The 19,889-nt window shown below is 37.8% G+C and carries 12 protein-coding genes, 4 tRNA genes and 3 rRNA genes; 8 read left to right on the forward strand and 11 right to left on the reverse strand.

What is annotated here, in order from left to right; all coding sequences use genetic code 11:
* Window positions 1-2 precede the first annotated feature (2 nt).
* Both ACZ2G0_RS15580 and lysA read left to right on the forward strand, forming a co-directional pair.
* Window positions 3-1,457 (forward strand): glutamate synthase subunit beta, encoded by a 1,455-nt coding sequence (locus tag ACZ2G0_RS15580; RefSeq protein ID WP_470308414.1) that lies wholly within the window; start codon window positions 3-5, stop codon window positions 1,455-1,457.
* A gap of 280 nt (window positions 1,458-1,737) precedes the next feature.
* Window positions 1,738-2,955: a diaminopimelate decarboxylase gene (gene lysA / locus ACZ2G0_RS15585; protein ID WP_470308415.1), complete on the forward strand. Its 1,218-nt coding sequence runs from the start codon at window positions 1,738-1,740 to the stop codon at window positions 2,953-2,955.
* Between the two features lie 53 nt (window positions 2,956-3,008).
* Here the strand turns inward: lysA and pafA are convergent, their stop codons facing one another.
* The 8 genes from pafA to ACZ2G0_RS15625 all read right to left on the reverse strand — a co-directional run bounded on the left by pafA (window position 3,009) and on the right by ACZ2G0_RS15625 (window position 10,582).
* A complete protein-coding gene (pafA, locus tag ACZ2G0_RS15590; protein WP_470308416.1) occupies window positions 3,009-4,622 on the reverse strand; it encodes an alkaline phosphatase PafA in 1,614 nt (537 codons plus the stop codon).
* A 500-nt stretch (window positions 4,623-5,122) separates the two neighbouring features.
* Window positions 5,123-5,208: transfer RNA gene (locus ACZ2G0_RS15595), tRNA-Leu, on the reverse strand.
* Between the two features lie 6 nt (window positions 5,209-5,214).
* Window positions 5,215-5,287: transfer RNA gene (locus tag ACZ2G0_RS15600), tRNA-Phe, on the reverse strand.
* Window positions 5,288-5,349: 62 nt separating this feature from the next.
* Window positions 5,350-5,459 (reverse strand): 5S ribosomal RNA (rrf, locus tag ACZ2G0_RS15605).
* Window positions 5,460-5,614: 155 nt separating this feature from the next.
* Window positions 5,615-8,499 (reverse strand): 23S ribosomal RNA (locus tag ACZ2G0_RS15610).
* Window positions 8,500-8,689: 190 nt separating this feature from the next.
* Window positions 8,690-8,763 (reverse strand) — tRNA-Ala (locus ACZ2G0_RS15615).
* 91 nt (window positions 8,764-8,854) lie between these two features.
* A tRNA-Ile gene (locus tag ACZ2G0_RS15620) sits at window positions 8,855-8,928 on the reverse strand.
* Window positions 8,929-9,068: 140 nt separating this feature from the next.
* Window positions 9,069-10,582: ribosomal RNA gene (locus ACZ2G0_RS15625) — 16S ribosomal RNA — on the reverse strand.
* The 16S, 23S and 5S rRNA genes sit together here with 4 tRNA genes alongside, the layout of an rRNA operon.
* A gap of 1,600 nt (window positions 10,583-12,182) precedes the next feature.
* Here ACZ2G0_RS15625 and thrS point away from each other — a divergent pair.
* The 6 genes from thrS to ACZ2G0_RS15655 all read left to right on the forward strand — a co-directional run bounded on the left by thrS (window position 12,183) and on the right by ACZ2G0_RS15655 (window position 16,525).
* Complete coding sequence (gene thrS / locus ACZ2G0_RS15630; protein WP_470308417.1) at window positions 12,183-14,129, forward strand: threonine--tRNA ligase; 1,947 nt, start codon at window positions 12,183-12,185, stop codon at window positions 14,127-14,129.
* Between the two features lie 76 nt (window positions 14,130-14,205).
* Window positions 14,206-14,703, forward strand: a complete 498-nt coding sequence (gene infC / locus ACZ2G0_RS15635; protein ID WP_470309855.1) for a translation initiation factor IF-3 — start codon at window positions 14,206-14,208, stop codon at window positions 14,701-14,703.
* 115 nt (window positions 14,704-14,818) lie between these two features.
* The gene (gene rpmI, locus ACZ2G0_RS15640; protein ID WP_022827375.1) at window positions 14,819-15,016 is read left to right on the forward strand and encodes a 50S ribosomal protein L35; all 198 of its coding nucleotides are present in this window, start codon (window positions 14,819-14,821) and stop codon (window positions 15,014-15,016) included.
* Between the two features lie 176 nt (window positions 15,017-15,192).
* On the forward strand, window positions 15,193-15,537 hold the full coding sequence (gene rplT / locus ACZ2G0_RS15645; RefSeq protein ID WP_108740913.1) for a 50S ribosomal protein L20: 345 nt from the start codon (window positions 15,193-15,195) through the stop codon (window positions 15,535-15,537).
* Window positions 15,538-15,727: 190 nt separating this feature from the next.
* Window positions 15,728-16,015, forward strand: coding sequence for a hypothetical protein (locus ACZ2G0_RS15650; RefSeq protein ID WP_470308418.1), 288 nt, complete (start codon window positions 15,728-15,730; stop codon window positions 16,013-16,015).
* Between the two features lie 99 nt (window positions 16,016-16,114).
* Window positions 16,115-16,525 (forward strand): hypothetical protein, encoded by a 411-nt coding sequence (locus ACZ2G0_RS15655; protein WP_470308419.1) that lies wholly within the window; start codon window positions 16,115-16,117, stop codon window positions 16,523-16,525.
* Between the two features lie 158 nt (window positions 16,526-16,683).
* Here the strand turns inward: ACZ2G0_RS15655 and ACZ2G0_RS15660 are convergent, their stop codons facing one another.
* The 3 genes from ACZ2G0_RS15660 to ACZ2G0_RS15670 form a co-directional block, all read right to left on the reverse strand.
* A complete protein-coding gene (locus ACZ2G0_RS15660; RefSeq protein ID WP_470308420.1) occupies window positions 16,684-17,595 on the reverse strand; it encodes a glutaminase in 912 nt (303 codons plus the stop codon).
* Between the two features lie 40 nt (window positions 17,596-17,635).
* The gene (locus ACZ2G0_RS15665; protein ID WP_470308421.1) at window positions 17,636-18,901 is read right to left on the reverse strand and encodes an asparagine synthetase B; all 1,266 of its coding nucleotides are present in this window, start codon (window positions 18,899-18,901) and stop codon (window positions 17,636-17,638) included.
* A 320-nt stretch (window positions 18,902-19,221) separates the two neighbouring features.
* A complete protein-coding gene (locus tag ACZ2G0_RS15670) occupies window positions 19,222-19,887 on the reverse strand; it encodes a response regulator transcription factor (protein ID WP_470308422.1) in 666 nt (221 codons plus the stop codon).
* Between the last annotated feature and the right edge of the window lie 2 nt (window positions 19,888-19,889).

The raw sequence follows: 19,889 nt of genomic DNA on the forward strand, positions 1-19,889 counted from the left end.
TTATGGGAAAGATAGGTGGATTTAAAGAATACGATAGAATAAACGAAGATAATATAGCAGTTCAGGAAAGGGTTTCAAACTATAATGAGTTTACCATTCCTTTAGCAAAAGACGAAATTAAAGAACAAGGATCGAGATGTATGGATTGCGGAATTCCGTTTTGCCATAGCTCCTGTCCATTGGGGAATCTGATTCCTGATTTCAATGATATGGTGCATCAGGAGGAATGGGAGAATGCATTAGCCATTTTGCAATCTACCAATAACTTTCCTGAGTTCACTGGTCGCTTATGCCCTGCACCTTGTGAGAAATCATGTGTATTGGGAATCATAAAAGAACCTGTAGCTATCGAAAATATTGAAAAAAATATAATCGAAAGAGGTTTTGCTGAAGGATGGATTAAACCACAACCTCCTGTGCAACGCACGGGTAAAACAGTGGCAGTTATTGGCTCAGGACCAGCAGGATTAGCGGCTGCACAACAACTAAACCGAGCAGGACATACGGTTACCGTTTTTGAAAGAGACAATGCTATTGGTGGATTGTTACGATACGGAATTCCAAATTTTAAATTAGAAAAAGGAATCATCGACAGGCGTGTAGCCATCCTAGAAGCCGAAGGAATTGTTTTTAAAACTAATGTGAACGTTGGTGTAAACTACACTGTTGAAGAACTCAATCAATTTGATTCTGTTGTGCTATGCGGTGGTTCTACAGAAAGAAGAAGCTTGCCTACAAAAGGAATAGAAACTAAAGGCGTAGTTCAAGCAATGGATTTCTTAAGTCAGCAAACGAAAGTATTATATGGAGAAACTATAGCTGATCAAATAAAAGCTACCGGCAAGGATGTAATCGTTATTGGAGGTGGTGACACAGGTTCAGATTGTATCGGAACATCCAATCGTCACGGTGCTAAATCAGTTACCAATTTCGAGATAATGCCTAAGCCACCTGTAGGACGTAGCGATAGTACGCCTTGGCCCTATTGGCCTTTGCAATTAAAAACATCTTCATCACACGAAGAGGGATGCGAACGAAACTGGCTAATCAATACCAAAGAATTTATCGCCAACGATAAAGGAGAATTAGTAGGTCTAAAAACAGTAGAGGTAGCTTGGAAAATGACAGCAGGAAACCGACCAGAATTAGTAGAAAAAGAAGGATCCGAAAAAATATGGCCTTGTGACCTAGCCTTATTAGCACTAGGATTTACGGGACCAGAGAAAACGCTAAGCGATCAATTAGGACTTGAGCTCGATCCAAGAAGTAACTATAAGGCAACAAATTACCAAACAAATGTACCTCATATATTCACTGCTGGTGATATGCGACGCGGACAATCACTAATAGTTTGGGCAATTTCTGAAGGAAGAGAAGCCGCACGAGCCGTTGACCTTTATTTAATGGGATCGACCAATTTACCAACCAAAGGCACTGGTGACTTACCTAGTCTATAAAATAAAAATGACTGTTCAACTAAACTAGTAAACAGTCATTTTTGGTTTTTGGAGGTGCCCATACAGCCACTAGCGTTCTTGTATGGTCGGGCTGTTCGCTGCAAGTCCTCGTCCCTAAAAAACGGGACTGTGGGCTATACGCTGCCATCCCTCACCCGAAAACAAGACTTAAACCATACCTAATGTTTAATTTGTAACTTATTGTTATATTTTGTTAGATATACCCATTTAACTTGTGAATACAACTGAAGAATGATAAATTTGCTTAAAATTAAATACAATGCAATCAAAAGACCTTCTACAATTAGCAGAACAATTTGGCAGTCCATTATATGTTTATGACGCCGATAAAATAGAATCGCAGTACAACCGATTAACAAAAGCATTTTCTAAGGTGGAAAAGTTGCGTATTAATTATGCAATGAAAGCATTGTCAAATGTGGCAATACTACAGTTACTAAAAGAAATGGGTTCAGGACTAGATACCGTATCTATTCAAGAAGTCCAATTAGGATTGCACGCAGGATATGATCCAGAAAAAATATTTTATACACCTAATGGTGTATCACTTGAAGAAATTGAAGAGGTACATGCAATGGGAGTTCAAATCAATATCGACAACCTTTCGATACTAGAACAATTTGGAACAAAACATCCTCATGTTCCTGTATGTATACGCATCAACCCACACGTTATGGCGGGAGGAAATACTAATATATCTGTAGGACACATTGATAGTAAGTTTGGAATTTCAATTCACCAACTACCACATCTTGTACGTATTGTTGAAAACACTAAAATGAATATTGTGGGTATCCACATGCACACAGGATCTGACATTCTTGATATTGAAGTGTTCTTGTATGCAGCCGAAATATTATTTGATGCAGCAAGAAACTTCAAAAACTTAGAGTTCCTAGACTTCGGAAGCGGATTTAAAGTACCTTACAAAAAAGACGATATCGAAACAGATATTGAAGAATTAGGTAAAAAACTATCTAAAAGATTTAATGCTTTTTGCGTGGAGTACGGTAAAGACCTAACCTTAATATTCGAACCAGGTAAATTTTTGGTAAGCGAAGCGGGTTCATTTTTAGTGAAAGTAAACGTTATTAAACAAACAACTTCAACAGTTTTTGCTGGGGTAGATAGCGGTTTTAATCACTTAATTCGCCCAATGTTATACGGTTCGCAACACCATATTGATAACATCTCAAACCCTAAGGGTAAGGAACGATTCTACTCCGTAGTTGGATATATATGTGAAACAGATACTTTCGCTAATAACCGCAGAATTCAGGAAATTAAAGAGGGTGATATTTTAAGTTTTAGAAATGCAGGAGCCTATTGTTATTCAATGGCTTCGAACTATAACTCAAGATACAAACCAGCAGAGGTTTTATGGATGAACGGACAAGGCCATTTAATTAGAGCCCACGAAACTTTTGAAGATTTGTTGAAGAATCAAATTCCATTACCTGCAACTGCTCAAGTATAAAAACAAAAAAGGTGTATTTTTAAAATACACCTTTTTTTTCGTCCTATAAATAATTAATCTTTCAAAATTTCCTCTAAAACTTGAGCTTCAGTACCGTTTGGAAGCGCTACTCTAATTTTTTGAGCAATGGTTGGCGCTATTTCTGTTATTGCTTTTTTAGCATAAGACTCTCCTTTTTTAATGTGCCATCCGTAAAAAATGGCTGGAACATGAGTGTCATAGGTATAAGTCGTACCATGTGACGTACCGGTACCTTGATATTCAATATACCCTGGTTTATCCAAAATGATTAAATCACCATTTTGAGTAACATCATAACCCTTTGCAATAAAATTTAAATAATAATCATTACCAGTCGAGTTCAATACCTCTTCCTCAGTGTATACTCTTTTAACATAATCTTGAGTCATCAAGTACGACTTAAAACTTGCTTTTACTACAGCTAAGTCTAAGTTTTTAGCTTTGATAATGTCTTTATTGAAAAATAAATTAAAGCTCGAATAATTTAAAACTAGATCAGCTCCAAAAGTTTTCATACTAAAATCCTTCAAATTAGTTCGAATATCCTTTGGGTTTATACTGCTAACATTGTACTTGTTATCCTTCAAATAATTTACATTTTCCGCCCCTGCGTGATCGGCAGTCAAAAACAACAAATAATTATCCTTACCTACCGTTTTATCCAAATAATTCAAAAACTCAGCTATGGTTTGATCTAATCTTAAATAAGTATCTTGCAATTCCATAGATCTAGGACCTAATAAATGACCTACATAGTCTGTTGAAGAAAAACTAACTGTAAGGAAATCGGTTATATTGTCTTTTCCTAATTCTTCTTTTTCGATTGCCTTCATAGCAAATTCAGCTAAAAGATTATTTCCAAAAGGCGTAGATCGTATGACACCAGCATCATTTTTTGCATACATATCTTTCAAATCATAAGGAAACACAGGAGCAGCACTATTGTATAATTTTCCTTCATACGGATTATTATCTTCCAAACTTTCATTATAAGTAGCTTTTGGCTTCAATAAGTCCCATCCTTTATTAATGTATGGCATATAATGCTTTTCGTCATTGAATTTCTGAACCCAATCAGGTAATTTTTGACCATAAAAAGAGCTAGAAATAAAAGCACCTGTCTTACTATACCAAAAAGCCCAATTAGCAAAGTGACCAGCAGGCAAAATAGCACCTCTATCTTTCAAACTAATGCCAATAACTTTACCTTGAAAATTAGTAGCCAATCTTAACTCGTCAGTAATTGTAGTCGTTAACAAGTTTCTTGGAGACATTTCACCTTCATCCTTCGTTCCATCTCCAATGGTGGTAACATCTGCATCATCAGTACAGTACATTTCCTTACCTAGTTTTCTACTAAACCATTCATTACTCACAATTCCATGAACTGATGGAGTTGTTCCTGTATAAATAGAAGCATGTCCTGGGGCAGTATACGTTGGCATATAATTGTAATGCATATTTTGAAACGTATATCCATTCCCCAATAACCTTTTGAAACCATCATTTGAAAAATCATTTGAAAATCGGTACAAATATTCCATTTTCATCTGATCCACAACGATACCAACGACCAATTTAGGTCTTTCTTGCGCTTGTAAATTTGACAACATCGCTATTGCCAAAAACAAAATAAGTTTTTTCATTTAAATTATTTTTTGAATACAAAAATAAGGATTATTATATGGGAAAATAGAAACATAGCTTAAATAAATCTTAAAAGAAAATGCATTTAACGTTAAATTAATACAACGATAAAAACTACACAATACAACAAATCGAGGGGAACAAATCAAATTTTTGATATCCATAGCATCACATAAAATAAGGTCAGCAACCTACCAAAGCAGAATAAAAAGCCAAAATTTGTCTATAAAAGTGTAATAAAAAAGAGCCAATGAAGGAGTAAATATCTTTTTACATAACTTGAAGCATTTCTAATACTATAACCGCCAAATCTATAAGTCAACATTTAAAATAATTTCACGAAAATAACTTATGCAAAACTCTAAGAGAATCAAACAAAACAACTACATATTTCCGATAAAGAGAAAACGGTACACTACTTTTTTAAAAAGAACAATTTCATCGTTAACAGTGGGATAAAAAAAAACTCCAATTAGAATTAACTAATTGAAGTTTCTAGTACTCAGAGCGGGACTTGAACCCGCACGAACATTGCTGTTCACTGGATTTTAAGTCCAGCGTGTCTACCAATTTCACCATCCGAGCATGATGTGGTACCTCCAGGGATCGAACCAGGGACACATGGATTTTCAGTCCATTGCTCTACCATCTGAGCTAAGGTACCTTAATTTTTGTATAAAAAATTAATAAAAAACCCTGATTCGATTGAATCAGGGTTTTTAAAAAGAAAGGCGACGACATACTCTCCCACATAACTGCAGTACCATCTGCGCAGGCGGGCTTAACTACTCTGTTCGGGATGGGAAGAGGTGAGCCCCGCCGCAATAACCACCTTAAGGTCGTTTTGCAATGGGTAAATTAGCTATTTGCTAATTAACATTACATAATATCTTAACACATTGAGATAAAGAAAAAAGTATTAATCTTGACTTGCCCTGAGCGAAGTCGAAGGGAGAAAGTTTCTCCCTGCGGGTTACCCCGCAGGAAAAGTGTACATAAGCTTACGGATTATTAGTACTACTCGACTATGACATTACTGCCTTTACATCTATAGCCTATCAACGTGGTCATCTCCCACGATCCTTAAAAGAAATCTCATCTTATGGTGGGTTTCGCGCTTATATGCTTTCAGCGCTTATCCCTTCCCAACGTAGCTACTCTGCGGTGCCACTGGCGTGACAACAGATACACTAGAGGTTAGTCCAATTCGGTCCTCTCGTACTAGAATCAGATCCATTCAAATTTCTTGCGCCCACAGTAGATAGAGACCGAACTGTCTCACGACGTTCTGAACCCAGCTCGCGTGCCACTTTAATGGGCGAACAGCCCAACCCTTGGGACCTTCTCCAGCCCCAGGATGTGACGAGCCGACATCGAGGTGCCAAACCCCCCCGTCGATATGAGCTCTTGGGGGAGATCAGCCTGTTATCCCCGGCGTACCTTTTATCCTTTGAGCGATGGCCCTTCCATGCGGAACCACCGGATCACTATGCTCTACTTTCGTACCTGATCGACCTGTATGTCTCTCAGTCAAGCTCCCTTATGCCATTGCACTCTTCGCACGGTTACCAAGCGTACTGAGGGAACCTTTAGAAGCCTCCGTTACTCTTTTGGAGGCGACCACCCCAGTCAAACTACCCACCAAGCAATGTCCCCCGCAATCGCGGGGTTAGGCCTCAGATAAACAAAGGGTTGTATTTCAACAATGACTCCACAACGCCTAGCGACGCCACTTCACAGTCTCCAACCTATCCTACACATCATTTATCCAAGGTCAATACTAAGCTATAGTAAAGGTGCACAGGGTCTTTTCGTCCCACTGCGGGTAAACGGCATCTTCACCGTTACTACAATTTCACCGAGCTCATGGCTGAGACAGTGTCCAGATCGTTACACCATTCGTGCAGGTCGGAACTTACCCGACAAGGAATTTCGCTACCTTAGGACCGTTATAGTTACGGCCGCCGTTTACTGGGGCTTCAATTCAATGCTTCTCCGAAGATAACATCTCCTCTTAACCTTCCAGCACCGGGCAGGTGTCAGGCCCTATACTTCATCTTACGATTTTGCAGAGCCCTGTGTTTTTGATAAACAGTCGCCTGGACCTCTTCACTGCGGCCAGCATTGCTGCTGGCGACCCTTCTCCCGAAGTTACGGGTCTATTTTGCCTAATTCCTTAGCCATGAATCTCTCGAGCACCTTAGAATTCTCATCTCGACTACCTGTGTCGGTTTGCGGTACGGGTACTATTAACCTGAAGTTTAGAGGTTTTTCTTGGAAGCCCTTAGGTGCACTATCTCTTTGTCCGAAGACGCCGAGTACTATCGTATTTCCCCAAAGCCCGTGGATTTGCCTGCGGGCCTTATAGGTAGGTACTTCAACGAACTATTCCGTCAGTTCGCGGCACTTTCATCACTCCGTCACCCCATCACAGTTAACAGTAGTACGGGAATATTAACCCGTTGTCCATCGACTGTCCCTTTCGGGTTCGCCTTAGGTCCCGACTAACCCACAGCTGATTAGCATAGCTGTGGAAACCTTAGTCTTTCGGTGTGCGGGTTTCTCGCCCGCATTATCGTTACTTATGCCTACATTTTCTTTTCTATCCAGTCCAGCATGCTTTACAACACACCTTCTACCCTGATAGAATGCTCCCCTACCACTTACAATAAATTGTAAATCCATAGCTTCGGTAATATACTTATGCCCGATTATTATCCATGCTCGTCCGCTCGACTAGTGAGCTGTTACGCACTCTTTAAATGAATGGCTGCTTCCAAGCCAACATCCTAGCTGTCTATGCAGACAAACCGCGTTCTTTCAACTTAGTATATATTTGGGGACCTTAGCTGATGGTCTGGGTTCTTTCCCTCTCGGACTTGGACCTTAGCACCCAAGCCCTCACTGTTAGTGAACATTATATAGCATTCGGAGTTTGTCAGGAATTGGTAGGCGGTGAAGCCCCCGCATCCAATCAGTAGCTCTACCTCTATATAACTTTATAACTAACGCTGCACCTAAATGCATTTCGGGGAGTACGAGCTATTTCCGAGTTTGATTGGCCTTTCACCCCTACCCACAGGTCATCCGAAGACTTTTCAACGTCAACCGGTTCGGACCTCCACACTGTGTTACCAGCGCTTCATCCTGCCCATGGGTAGATCACACGGTTTCGCGTCTAACACTACTGACTAAAGCGCCCTATTCAGACTCGCTTTCGCTACGGATCCGTGGCTTAACCACTTATCCTTGCCAGCAACGTTAACTCGTAGGCTCATTATGCAAAAGGCACGCCGTCACCCCACGAAAGGGCTCCGACCGCTTGTAAGCGTATGGTTTCAGGATCTATTTCACTCCGTTATTCACGGTTCTTTTCACCTTTCCCTCACGGTACTGGTTCACTATCGGTCTCTCAGGAGTATTTAGCCTTAGCGGATGGTCCCGCCAAATTCAGACAGGATTTCTCGTGTCCCGCCCTACTCAGGATACCACTATCTATTATATTCATTACTTATACAGGGCTATCACCTTCTATGGCTCTACTTTCCAGTAGATTCTAATTCTTCATACATAAAATGTCGTGGTCCTACAACCCCAACATTGCCGTAACAACATTGGTTTGGGCTAATCCGCGTTCGCTCGCCACTACTTACGGAATCACTTTTGTTTTCTTCTCCTCCGCCTACTTAGATGTTTCAGTTCAGCGGGTTTGCCCACCTATCGGTGTACTAGATCTTCAATCTAGTGGGTTGCCCCATTCAGGTATTTACGGATCATATTGTGTGTGCCAATCCCCGTAACTTTTCGCAGCTTATCACGCCTTTCATCGCCTCTGAGAGCCAAGGCATCCCCCATACGCCCTTATTTTGCTTATTGTACCAACATTCAATTAAGAATGCCGTTCTTTCTACTTGCCTAATGATAAACAAGTAAAATGCTTTCTACTTTTTAATATTTTTCTTATCTCAATATGTCAATGAACTTTATTTAGTCTAAAATCGTAAAGTCAAATGTCTTAAAGTCTAGGACTTTGGACTATCGACTTTGGACTTTATGACCAAATTCGTGGAGAATAACGGAGTCGAACCGTTGACCTCCTGCGTGCAAGGCAGGCGCTCTAGCCAGCTGAGCTAATCCCCCATTTCATGAGTGACTAGTGAACAGTAATTAGTGACTAGCACTAATTTTTGTTGCTTTTCAACTCTAGAATTTCCTTATTTAAGGTAAATAGTTGTCTCGGACAGACTCGAACTGTCGACCCCTACATTATCAGTGTAGTACTCTAACCAGCTGAGCTACGAGACACTCTTATTCTTAAATTCTTTTATTCAATTTTTTTATAAATTAACAGCAAGAGTAATAAAATCTTAAAACTAAAAAACCTTTAGCTCTTTTCGTCTTTTTCCCTAACGTGTTGATAAATCAACTAACAATTAAGGCTCTAGAAAGGAGGTGTTCCAGCCGCACCTTCCGGTACGGCTACCTTGTTACGACTTAGCCCTAGTTACCAGTTTTACCCTAGGCAGCTCCTTGCGGTCACCGACTTCAGGCACCCCCAGCTTCCATGGCTTGACGGGCGGTGTGTACAAGGCCCGGGAACGTATTCACCGGATCATGGCTGATATCCGATTACTAGCGATTCCAGCTTCACGGAGTCGAGTTGCAGACTCCGATCCGAACTGAGAACGGTTTTGTAGATTCGCTCCTGGTTGCCCAGTGGCTGCTCTCTGTACCGTCCATTGTAGCACGTGTGTAGCCCAAGGCGTAAGGGCCGTGATGATTTGACGTCATCCCCACCTTCCTCACAGTTTACACTGGCAGTCTTGTTAGAGTTCCCGACTTGACTCGCTGGCAACTAACAACAGGGGTTGCGCTCGTTATAGGACTTAACCTGACACCTCACGGCACGAGCTGACGACAACCATGCAGCACCTTGTAAATTGTCTTGCGAAAAGTCTGTTTCCAAACCGGTCAATCTACATTTAAGCCTTGGTAAGGTTCCTCGCGTATCATCGAATTAAACCACATGCTCCACCGCTTGTGCGGGCCCCCGTCAATTCCTTTGAGTTTCAAACTTGCGTTCGTACTCCCCAGGTGGGATACTTATCACTTTCGCTTAGCCACTGAACTTGCGCCCAACAGCTAGTATCCATCGTTTACGGCGTGGACTACCAGGGTATCTAATCCTGTTCGCTACCCACGCTTTCGTCCATCAGCGTCAATATATTAGTAGTAACCTGCCTTCGCAATTGGTATTCCATGTAATCTCTAAGCATTTCACCGCTACACTACATATTCTAGTTACTTCCTAATAATTCAAGTCTAGCAGTATCAATGGCCGTTCCACCGTTGAGCGATGGGCTTTCACCACTGACTTACTAAACCGCCTACGGACCCTTTAAACCCAATGATTCCGGATAACGCTTGGATCCTCCGTATTACCGCGGCTGCTGGCACGGAGTTAGCCGATCCTTATTCTTACAGTACCGTCAAGACTCTACACGTAGAGTGGTTTCTTCCTGTATAAAAGCAGTTTACAATCCATAGGACCGTCATCCTGCACGCGGCATGGCTGGATCAGGCTTGCGCCCATTGTCCAATATTCCTCACTGCTGCCTCCCGTAGGAGTCTGGTCCGTGTCTCAGTACCAGTGTGGGGGATCTCCCTCTCAGGACCCCTACCCATCGTAGCCTTGGTAAGCCGTTACCTTACCAACTAGCTAATGGGACGCATGCTCATCTTTCACCGATAAATCTTTAATTATAAAGTGATGCCACTCTATAATACTATGAGGTATTAATCCAAATTTCTCTGGGCTATCCCTCTGTGAAAGGTAGATTGCATACGCGTTACGCACCCGTGCGCCGGTCTCTAGTTCCGAAGAACTATACCCCTCGACTTGCATGTGTTAAGCCTGCCGCTAGCGTTCATCCTGAGCCAGGATCAAACTCTTCATCGTATATTATTTGCTTATTACTAAGCTATTTATTTTTGACTGAAGATCTATCGGTTCATTTTTTAATCTCTCGATCTCATTACTCATATTCTTTTGTTTCAAGATTTCTCTTAAAACGGCTGTCAATTCAATATGTCTACGAACGTGTGTATCTTTTTTTCCTCTCCTTCATCACTTATCGTGACTCTCGAAGCGGGTGCAAAAGTAGTTACTTCTTTTTGAACTCGCAAGAAAAATTTAAAATTATTTTAGAATTTTATTTCTGTTAATTTCTATTTCTTTCTTACCAGTATCTCAAGGAACTTTCCGTGTTTTGCGGGATGCAAATGTAAAACGTAAATTCTAATCTCACAAGCTTTATTTGATATTTTTTTTGAAAAATTTCTTCCTCTTAATATCTCATTTACTTGTCAGTCTGTCAGTGAACATCTTCGTTGTTGCGGGTGCAAAAGTAGTGAGTCTTTAGCGTTAAACAATACTTTACAACCATTTTTTTTTTATCTTTTTATTACCTTATATTTTAAAACACTGAAAACAATATTATTACAACTACCAAAGAATTGATACAATTTATAATTGTAGGAAAAAAGGAATACAGAATGAGCAAATACAAGGTATTGTTTGGGGTTTTACTCAATTGTTCTTGGAGTTTGGAGCTATTTGGAACGCATATGATGCAGATTTACTTTTTACCGTGAGCTGTTGTTATAACTATTCTTATTTATGTAGGTTGTGGTTAAGTTTGGATTCTATTGGCACGCGGATTTGGCGGATTTACTGTTTATGTGTATTCTATCAATTGTTCCTCTTATATATAATGTAATTGGATTTGGAATTTAGTGGAACGCGGATTTGGCGGATTTACTGCTTATATATATTCTATCAATTGTTCATCTTATATATACTGTCATTATATTTGGAATTTATTGGAACGCGGATGACACGGATTTGGCAGATTTACTGTCTATGTGTATTCCATCAATTGTACCTCTTATATATAATGTAATTGTATTTGGAATTTAGTGGAAAGCGGATAACACGGATTTAGCGGATTTACTGTTTATGTATACTCTATCAATTGTACCTTTTATATATAATGTTTGTACTTGGATTTTATTGGAACGCGGATGACGCGGATTTGAAGGCTTTACTGTTTATATGTATTCTACTTCTTGCTATTCTTATATATACTGTAATTATAATTGGATTTTATTGGCGCACAGATGATACAGATTTCTTCAGATTGACTGCTGTAGTGTGTTCTTCGGTTATGATCACACATATTTGTTCCTTTTATATTATGGAAAGAATGAACTAGATTCCAAGAATGAATTAGAGCTGTTCGTCTGTTAAACAGATTATCACTTACACCGCTACTCTCCTAGCCCTGATAGCAGTGGAAATCCTTTTATGGGGATTTTTATCCCCGTAAAAGATTGAAACGAATAGCAGGAAATAGCTCCAAAAAGCAACCCTTTTCTACCAATACCAAAACCACATTTAACATACTGCATCGTAACCTAATAATAATGAAACAATCCACACATATATATTGGATGTGTTTTTGTAATGGTTTATATTTGCATTCTTAAATTAATAAACAATGATTAAGATTACTTTACCCGATGGGTCAATTAGAGAGTACGCAGCAGATGTGACTCCGATGGAAGTGGCTAAAAGCATTAGCGAAGGTTTTGCTAGAAACGTGATTTCGGCATCATTTAATGGTACCACCATTGAAACGACCACTCCTTTGACAACGGATGGTAGTCTTGTTTTATATACTTGGAATGACGAAGGTGGAAAGAAAGCTTTCTGGCATTCGACTTCGCACGTAATGGCTCAAGTTTTAGAGGAAATGTATCCTGGTATTAAATTGACTCTTGGACCTGCCATAGCCAATGGGTTTTATTATGACGTAGATTTTGAAGATCAAAAAATAACGGAAGCAGATTTTAAGAAAATTGAAGATCGTGTACTTGAAATTTCACGCGGTAAGCATGAATTTAATTTGCGCCCGGTATCTAAAGCGGAAGCTCTAGAAATATATAAAGACAATGTTTACAAAACAGAGCTGATTTCCAACCTTGAGGATGGTACGATTACTTTTTGTGATCACGATACCTTTACTGATTTATGTCGCGGTGGTCATATTCCGAATACCGGAATTATCAAAGCCATGAAAGTAATGAGCGTTGCGGGAGCCTACTGGAGAGGAGACGAAAAAAACAAGCAATTGACCCGTGTTTACGGAACTTCGTTTCCTAAGCAAAAAGACTTAACTGAATATTTACTTTTGCTTGAAGAAGCAAAACGTAGAGACCATAGAAAACTTGGTAAGGAATTAGAATTGTTTGCTTTTTCTCAAAAAGTGGGTCAAGGTTTGCCGTTATGGTTACCAAAAGGAGCCGCGTTGAGAGAACGTTTAGAGCAATTCTTGAAAAAAGCACAAAAGAAAGCGGGATACGAACAAGTGGTTACACCGCATATTGGTCAGAAAGAATTATACGTAACTTCAGGACATTATGCTAAATACGGTGCAGATAGTTTCCAACCGATAAGCACACCACATGAAGGAGAAGAGTTTTTATTGAAACCAATGAACTGCCCTCACCACTGTGAAATCTATAATGTAAGACCCTGGTCATATAAAGATTTACCTAAGCGTTATGCTGAATTTGGTACTGTTTACCGATACGAACAAAGTGGAGAATTACATGGTTTAACCCGTGTACGTGGGTTTACTCAAGATGACGCGCATATTTTTTGTACTCCAGAACAACTAGATGAAGAGTTCAAAAAAGTAATTGACTTGGTCCTTTATGTATTTGGTTCCTTAGGATTTGAAAACTTTACTGCTCAAATCTCATTAAGAGACAAAGAGAATAGAGAAAAATACATTGGTACTGACGAAAACTGGGAGAAAGCAGAAAACGCAATTATCAACGCTGCAGCAGATAAAGGCTTAAACACGGTAATTGAGTACGGTGAAGCTGCTTTTTACGGTCCTAAGTTGGATTTCATGGTGAAAGATGCTTTGGGAAGACAATGGCAGTTAGGTACGATTCAGGTAGATTACAACTTACCAGAACGTTTTGATTTGACATACAAAGGATCAGACAATGAATTGCACAGACCTGTGATGATTCACAGAGCGCCATTTGGATCTATGGAACGTTTTATAGCAATACTTTTAGAACACACAGCAGGAAATTTCCCACTATGGTTAATGCCAGAACAGGCTATTATATTGTCTTTGAGTGAGAAATATGAAATATATGCCAAAAAAGTTTTAGATTTGCTAGAAAATCACGAAATTCGCGGGCTCATTGACAACCGTAGTGAAACTATTGGTAAAAAGATTAGGGATGCCGAAATGCAAAAAATCCCTTTTATGCTGATTGTAGGTGAAGAAGAAGAGAAAAATGGAACTATATCTATCCGTAGACATGGCCAAGAAGGAAAAGGCAATATTACCGTTACCATTGAAGAATTCGCTGCTATAGTGGATGAAGAGATCAAAAAAACATTAAAAGTATTTACAGTTTAACTTAAATTATAAAGTCATAGCAATAAGAAGCAACAGAGGTTATCAACCTCGCGTAGAAAAAAAGGATGCCCACAGAATAAACAATCTTATTCGTGGAGTGCAAGAAGTACGTCTTGTAGGTGAAAACATAGAGCCAGGAGTTTTTAAACTTTCGGAAGCTTTACGTTTAGCGGATCAATTTGAACTAGATTTAGTTGAAATTTCACCAAATGCTGAGCCGCCAGTTTGTAAAATCATGGATTACAAGAAATTTGTTTACGAGCAAAAGAAACGTGATAAAATCCTGAAAGCTAAATCTACACAGGTTACTGTTAAGGAGATTCGTTTTGGACCTCAAACAGATGAGCATGATTACGAATTTAAAAGAAAGAACGCAGAAAAATTCTTGAAAGAGGGTGCTAAATTAAAAGCATTCGTTTTCTTTAAAGGTCGTTCTATCATTTATAAAGATCAAGGGCAAATCTTATTGTTAAGATTAGCAACTGATTTAGAAGAGTATGGTAAAGTAGAAGCGATGCCTGTTCTTGAAGGAAAGAGAATGATTATGTTCATTGCTCCGAAGAAGAAGAAATAATTAAGTCCAAAGTCGAAAGTTGTATTGTCTAAAGTTTATACGTTATGACTATAAGACTTTCGACTTTAAGACTAAAAGATAAGTAAGTAAGAATAAATTAAAACACTAGGAAAAAATGCCTAAAATGAAAACCAAATCTAGCGCCAAGAAACGTTTTAAAGTTACTGGTTCTGGAAAGATTAAAAGAAAGCATGCTTTTAAAAGTCACATCTTGACTAAAAAATCTAAAAAACGTAAATTAGCTTTGACACATTCAGCGTTAGTTCACAAAACAGATATGAAAAGCATCAAACAACAATTAAGAATTATCTAATAAGTCGAAAGTTAGAAAGTCTGAAAGTTAGAAAGTCTTAGACTTTTGACATGTGACTTTCAAACCTTAGACTAAAGACATTCTTTAGGTTAAAACAATTTAAATAACCTTGGAGTATGGCCATTAAGTGCTTTTGATTTAATTCAAGCCGCCTGCTACAAAAACACATAAAAATTATGCCAAGATCGGTAAATTCAGTTGCTAAAAGAGCAAGAAGAAAAAAAATAATGAAGCAAGCCAAAGGTTTCTTTGGTAGACGTAAAAACGTTTGGACAGTTGCTAAGAATGCGGTAGAGAAAGCAATGTGCTACGCTTACCGTGACAGAAAAGTGAATAAAAGAAATTTCCGTGCTTTATGGATTCAACGTATCAACGCTGGAGCTAGATTGGAAGGAATGTCTTATTCTCAATTCATGGGTAAAGTGAAAAAGAACAATATCGAATTGAACCGTAAAGTTCTTGCAGATTTGGCTATGAACCACCCAGAAGCTTTCAAAGCAGTACTTAATAAAGTAAAATAAACGTTTTATCAACTCAATTTAAGCTTACTTACTTATAGAAAAATCCCAATCTAACGATTGGGATTTTTTTTGTCATTATAATAAATACTAAAATCTTAATTTAAAAAACATTGCTCGTTACGGTTTACCGTAATGAAATGAAATTAAAACTATTTAAATTTGCTCAATAGAACCAATAAACTCCTAAACGATGTACAAATTTAACAATGAAGATTTAGCATATTCCGGTTACTACCAAACTATAACTACAATTGATAAAGCAGAACAAGAGTCTATTCGCCACAGCAAAATTATTAATAAGCTGGAAGAAATAGAAGTTATCCAATTTTGCAATCAGTTCCTACTGGACTTTAAAGTTCCCAAAACCAAATCTAGCTTTCAGAAAGTAGAAGCTTTTTTACAGCATACTACAATCGAAAACGAAAGTAACAAAGAAAAACTTGCTGAATGGATAGCTAGCAATTGGGTGAAAATTTAAGCTACTAACACTAGTCAACTCAACTTTGAATCCATGTACAACTACAATACAACTCATACACTAAAGCAATTTAGTACTGCTTGTTATTATTTACGATACATGAAAACCTTACGATATTCATTTCTAACCGTATTTTTGGTGATTGGATTATTAGGATGCAAAAACAAATCTAAGGAAGTAACACTATATAAATACACCAAAACTAAAGATGAAATTGCTCATCATACTATGGACAACACTACTACAGACACAGTACCTACAAAAAGAAAAACTAAAAAAAATAAATATAAGGTGAAAAACCATACTAACTACACCGTAGCAGGATCAGATGAAGATGGAAACTTAGTTAAGGGAGAAGTTTTAATTGAAGGAAAAGCGGGCTTTGGTTCCCTAAAGCGAGCAGATAGTACTACAGTTGAAATAATTGCAGAGTGGTCACCAACTAAAAAACTAATCATAGCTACAGACGAATACGGCTATCTCTATCGCCTAACCATAAACAAACATTAACTAGTTTTTACAGCAGTATTGATGCTAAATAAAGAAGTTAGACAAATTAATTTATAGCACTAATAAGTAGCTTTAATTTAAAAATTGCTTACCGCAATACATTTAAAATCTAGCCTTTAAAATAAACAACCATTTTACTTTTTAAAAAAAGTATCAAACTAGAAAACAGACAGTCCTGTTTTAGTTGTTAGTGCTTCCAAAGCAAACATGCCTAACTCTGAATTTCCCTTTTTATTTAACTTTGGTGACCAAGTAGCAACAACAAATTGCTTAGGATAAAGTGCTACTATGCCACCTCCAATTCCGCTTTTTCCTGGCAAACCTACTTTATAAGTAAACTCTCCTGACTCATCATAAAACCCACAGGTTTGCATCAAAGCGTTTAACCTTTTAACCTGACTTTTATTTAAGATTTGCTGTCCAGCCTTTGTTTTACCTTCATTTGCTAGAAAGAAAAAAGAGTTGGCTAACTCTTCACAATTCATTTCTATCGCACATTGGTGAAAATAAAAGTCTAGCACTTGGTCTACATCGTTTTTAATATTACCAAAAGATTTTAAAAAATTAGCTAAAGCTGCATTTCTAAAACCATTATCTTTTTCAGATTCGGCAACAGCATTATTATACCTTATAACTGAACTCCCTGAAATCATTTTTATGAAATCTAAAAAATCTTCTTTAGGGTTTTTTAAACAAGATAAAAGTATATCCGCGATAACAATAGCGCCCGAATTAATAAAAGGATTTCTTGGAATTCCCTTTTCATATTCTAATTGTATTAATGAATTGAATGCAGTCCCTGAAGGTTCAACTCCCACTCTATCCCAAACTTTCTCATCTAAAAATGAAAAGGCTAAAGCTACGGTAAGCGCCTTGGATATACTTTGAATAGAGAATCGTTCTTGGCTGTCCCCTACCTGGTAATTGTCATTATCGATTGTTGTTAAGTGAATACCAAATTTATCTGGATTTACTTTCGCCAACTCTGGAATAGTGGTAGTAACGGCTCCTGTTGAGGGATATGATTGTATTTCTTTTTGAATTTCATTTAAAACAGAGGCAAATTTCATTCTTTTATAAAATATTGATTAGAAAATAGCTAAGTGAGAATTAGGTTTTTTGCTTCCTTTTTTTCGCTGCAGGAAATAAAACATTGTTCAGAATAAGTCGATAGCCCGGTGAGTTAGGGTGTAAATCTAAAACGGTTGCTGGATCTCCCACTTGATGTTGGTAATCCTCAGGATCGTGCCCTCCATAAAAGGTAAACATACCTTTTCCTTTTTCACCATGAATGTAACGTGCTTCACCATTTAACTCGCATGTTCCCATAACTAGTACATTAGATTTAACGACATTAGAATTAAAAGAAGTGGTTTGCCCCATAAATCCTTTTACAATTTGAGTATGATTTTGGCACAACATAGAAGGTATAGGATCCCATTTTGCCGAATATTCCATTAAACTAAAATAGTCTTTCTCCATAGGTAGTTTTCTAACTTCGGTCATATCGATATCTGAAAACTCGTATTTTTCAGGTCGGCGCTCTAATATAAAATCTTTAAAAGCAAAGGAGTTATTATAGTCAATTTTAGCTTGGTAATTAGGATCACTTGCGTCTCCGTCAAACATAGGCTCGCAGATATCTACACCATCTGCAGCTAAGGCAATATCAAAACTATCCGTTGCTGAACACATCGCAAACATAAAACCGCCTCCAATAACAAAGTCACGAATTTTTTTTGCAACAGCACCTTTTTCCTGTGATACTTTAGAGAAGCCTAATTTAGCGGCTAAATTCTCGCTCTCTTTTTTTTGTTCTATATACCAAGGTACATTCTTGTAAGATCCAAAAAATTTACCATACTGACCAGTAAAATCTTCATGATGTAAATGCAACCAGTCATAGAGAATGAGTTGATCACTTAAAACCTCCTCGTCATAAATTGCAGTAAATGGAATTTCAGCGTAGGTCAAAACCAAGGTAACGGCATCATCCCAAGGCATTTTCCCTTTTGGGGTGTAAACCGCTATTTTTGGCGCTTTTTCGAGAATGACCGTTTCCATATTTTGAGAAGGACTCGCTATTAAATTGAGTATATTTTCCTCCTCGGCATTAGATAGTACCTCGTAGCTAACCCCTCGAATTTGACATTCTTTTCTAATTTCGGCTACGTCCGGAAGTAAAAATGAACCACCACGATAATTTAATAACCAGCTTGCTTTATATTCTTTGGTTAAACACCAAAAAGTAATTCCATATGCTTTTAAATGATTTTGTTGCGTCGATTCATCCATTGGCAACAAAATAAAAGAAGCTCGTGTTAGGGTAGTACTCAATAGAAGTAGCAAAAGCAATATTTTCTTGTAGTTTGTCATAGATTTTTAAGTAAATATTTTAGAATATTTGAAAAGTGTCCATTTCCTAAAATTGCAAACAAGGTAAGCAATTGTAGCCTACTCCAAGAAAAAAACTGTGGAAAATTATTGTAAAAAAACTACGAAACCAAGTGTTTTTACTCTTATCTAGGTTGTATGATTTCTATAGCTTAGCGGAATATAAAATAACTGCAAAGAATAACCGAAAATGAATAACAGTGCCATGACTACATTAAAACGAATTGGAATTTGCGTACTAATAGTATCTATAGTAGCCTACTATATAATGGCCATCTATTTTATAAGACACTAATAGCATATTAGTTATAAACAGTTACAATATTATTTTGAATTGCAAAAAATACAAGTCCTGCAATATTTTTAGATTCTGTTTTTAGTAAAAGATTGTTTCTATGTCCCTCAACAGTCCTTGGACTTATAAATAAGGTTTCAGCAATCTCAACGGTGGTTTTTTGTTCGCAAATCAATTGCAATACCTCTATTTCTCTATTTGTCAAAAAATGGTTAGTAAAACTATTTTTACTAACTCTATTAGTTACACCATTTTCATGAATTACTTTTACAACATTTTCATTGTAATAAAAGCCTTTAGATGCTACCTCATTAATTGTTTTAATCAACTCATTTGGAGTAGCGTTCTTAAGTACATAAGAAGCTGCCCCAATATCAATCATATTAGCGATAAAACTATTTGAATCGTAACTAGTAAGCGCTATTACTTTTATTGAAGGAAAGTCTTTATGAATAATTCTAGCGACTTCGACGCCATCTAGCAAGGGCATCTTTAAATCAGTCATAACAATATCCGGTAAAGTAGCGGTTTTTTGTAAATATTCCATCAATTCTAAGCCATTAGATGCTTCATGAACTACTTCAAAAGTTTCTTGACTGCGTAACAAAAACAAAATACCTTTTCGAAAAAGCACTTCATCATCTACCAGAACTATTTTTATAGGATCACTCATAC

This window comes from Flavobacterium sp. KKT103 (assembly GCF_055640565.1).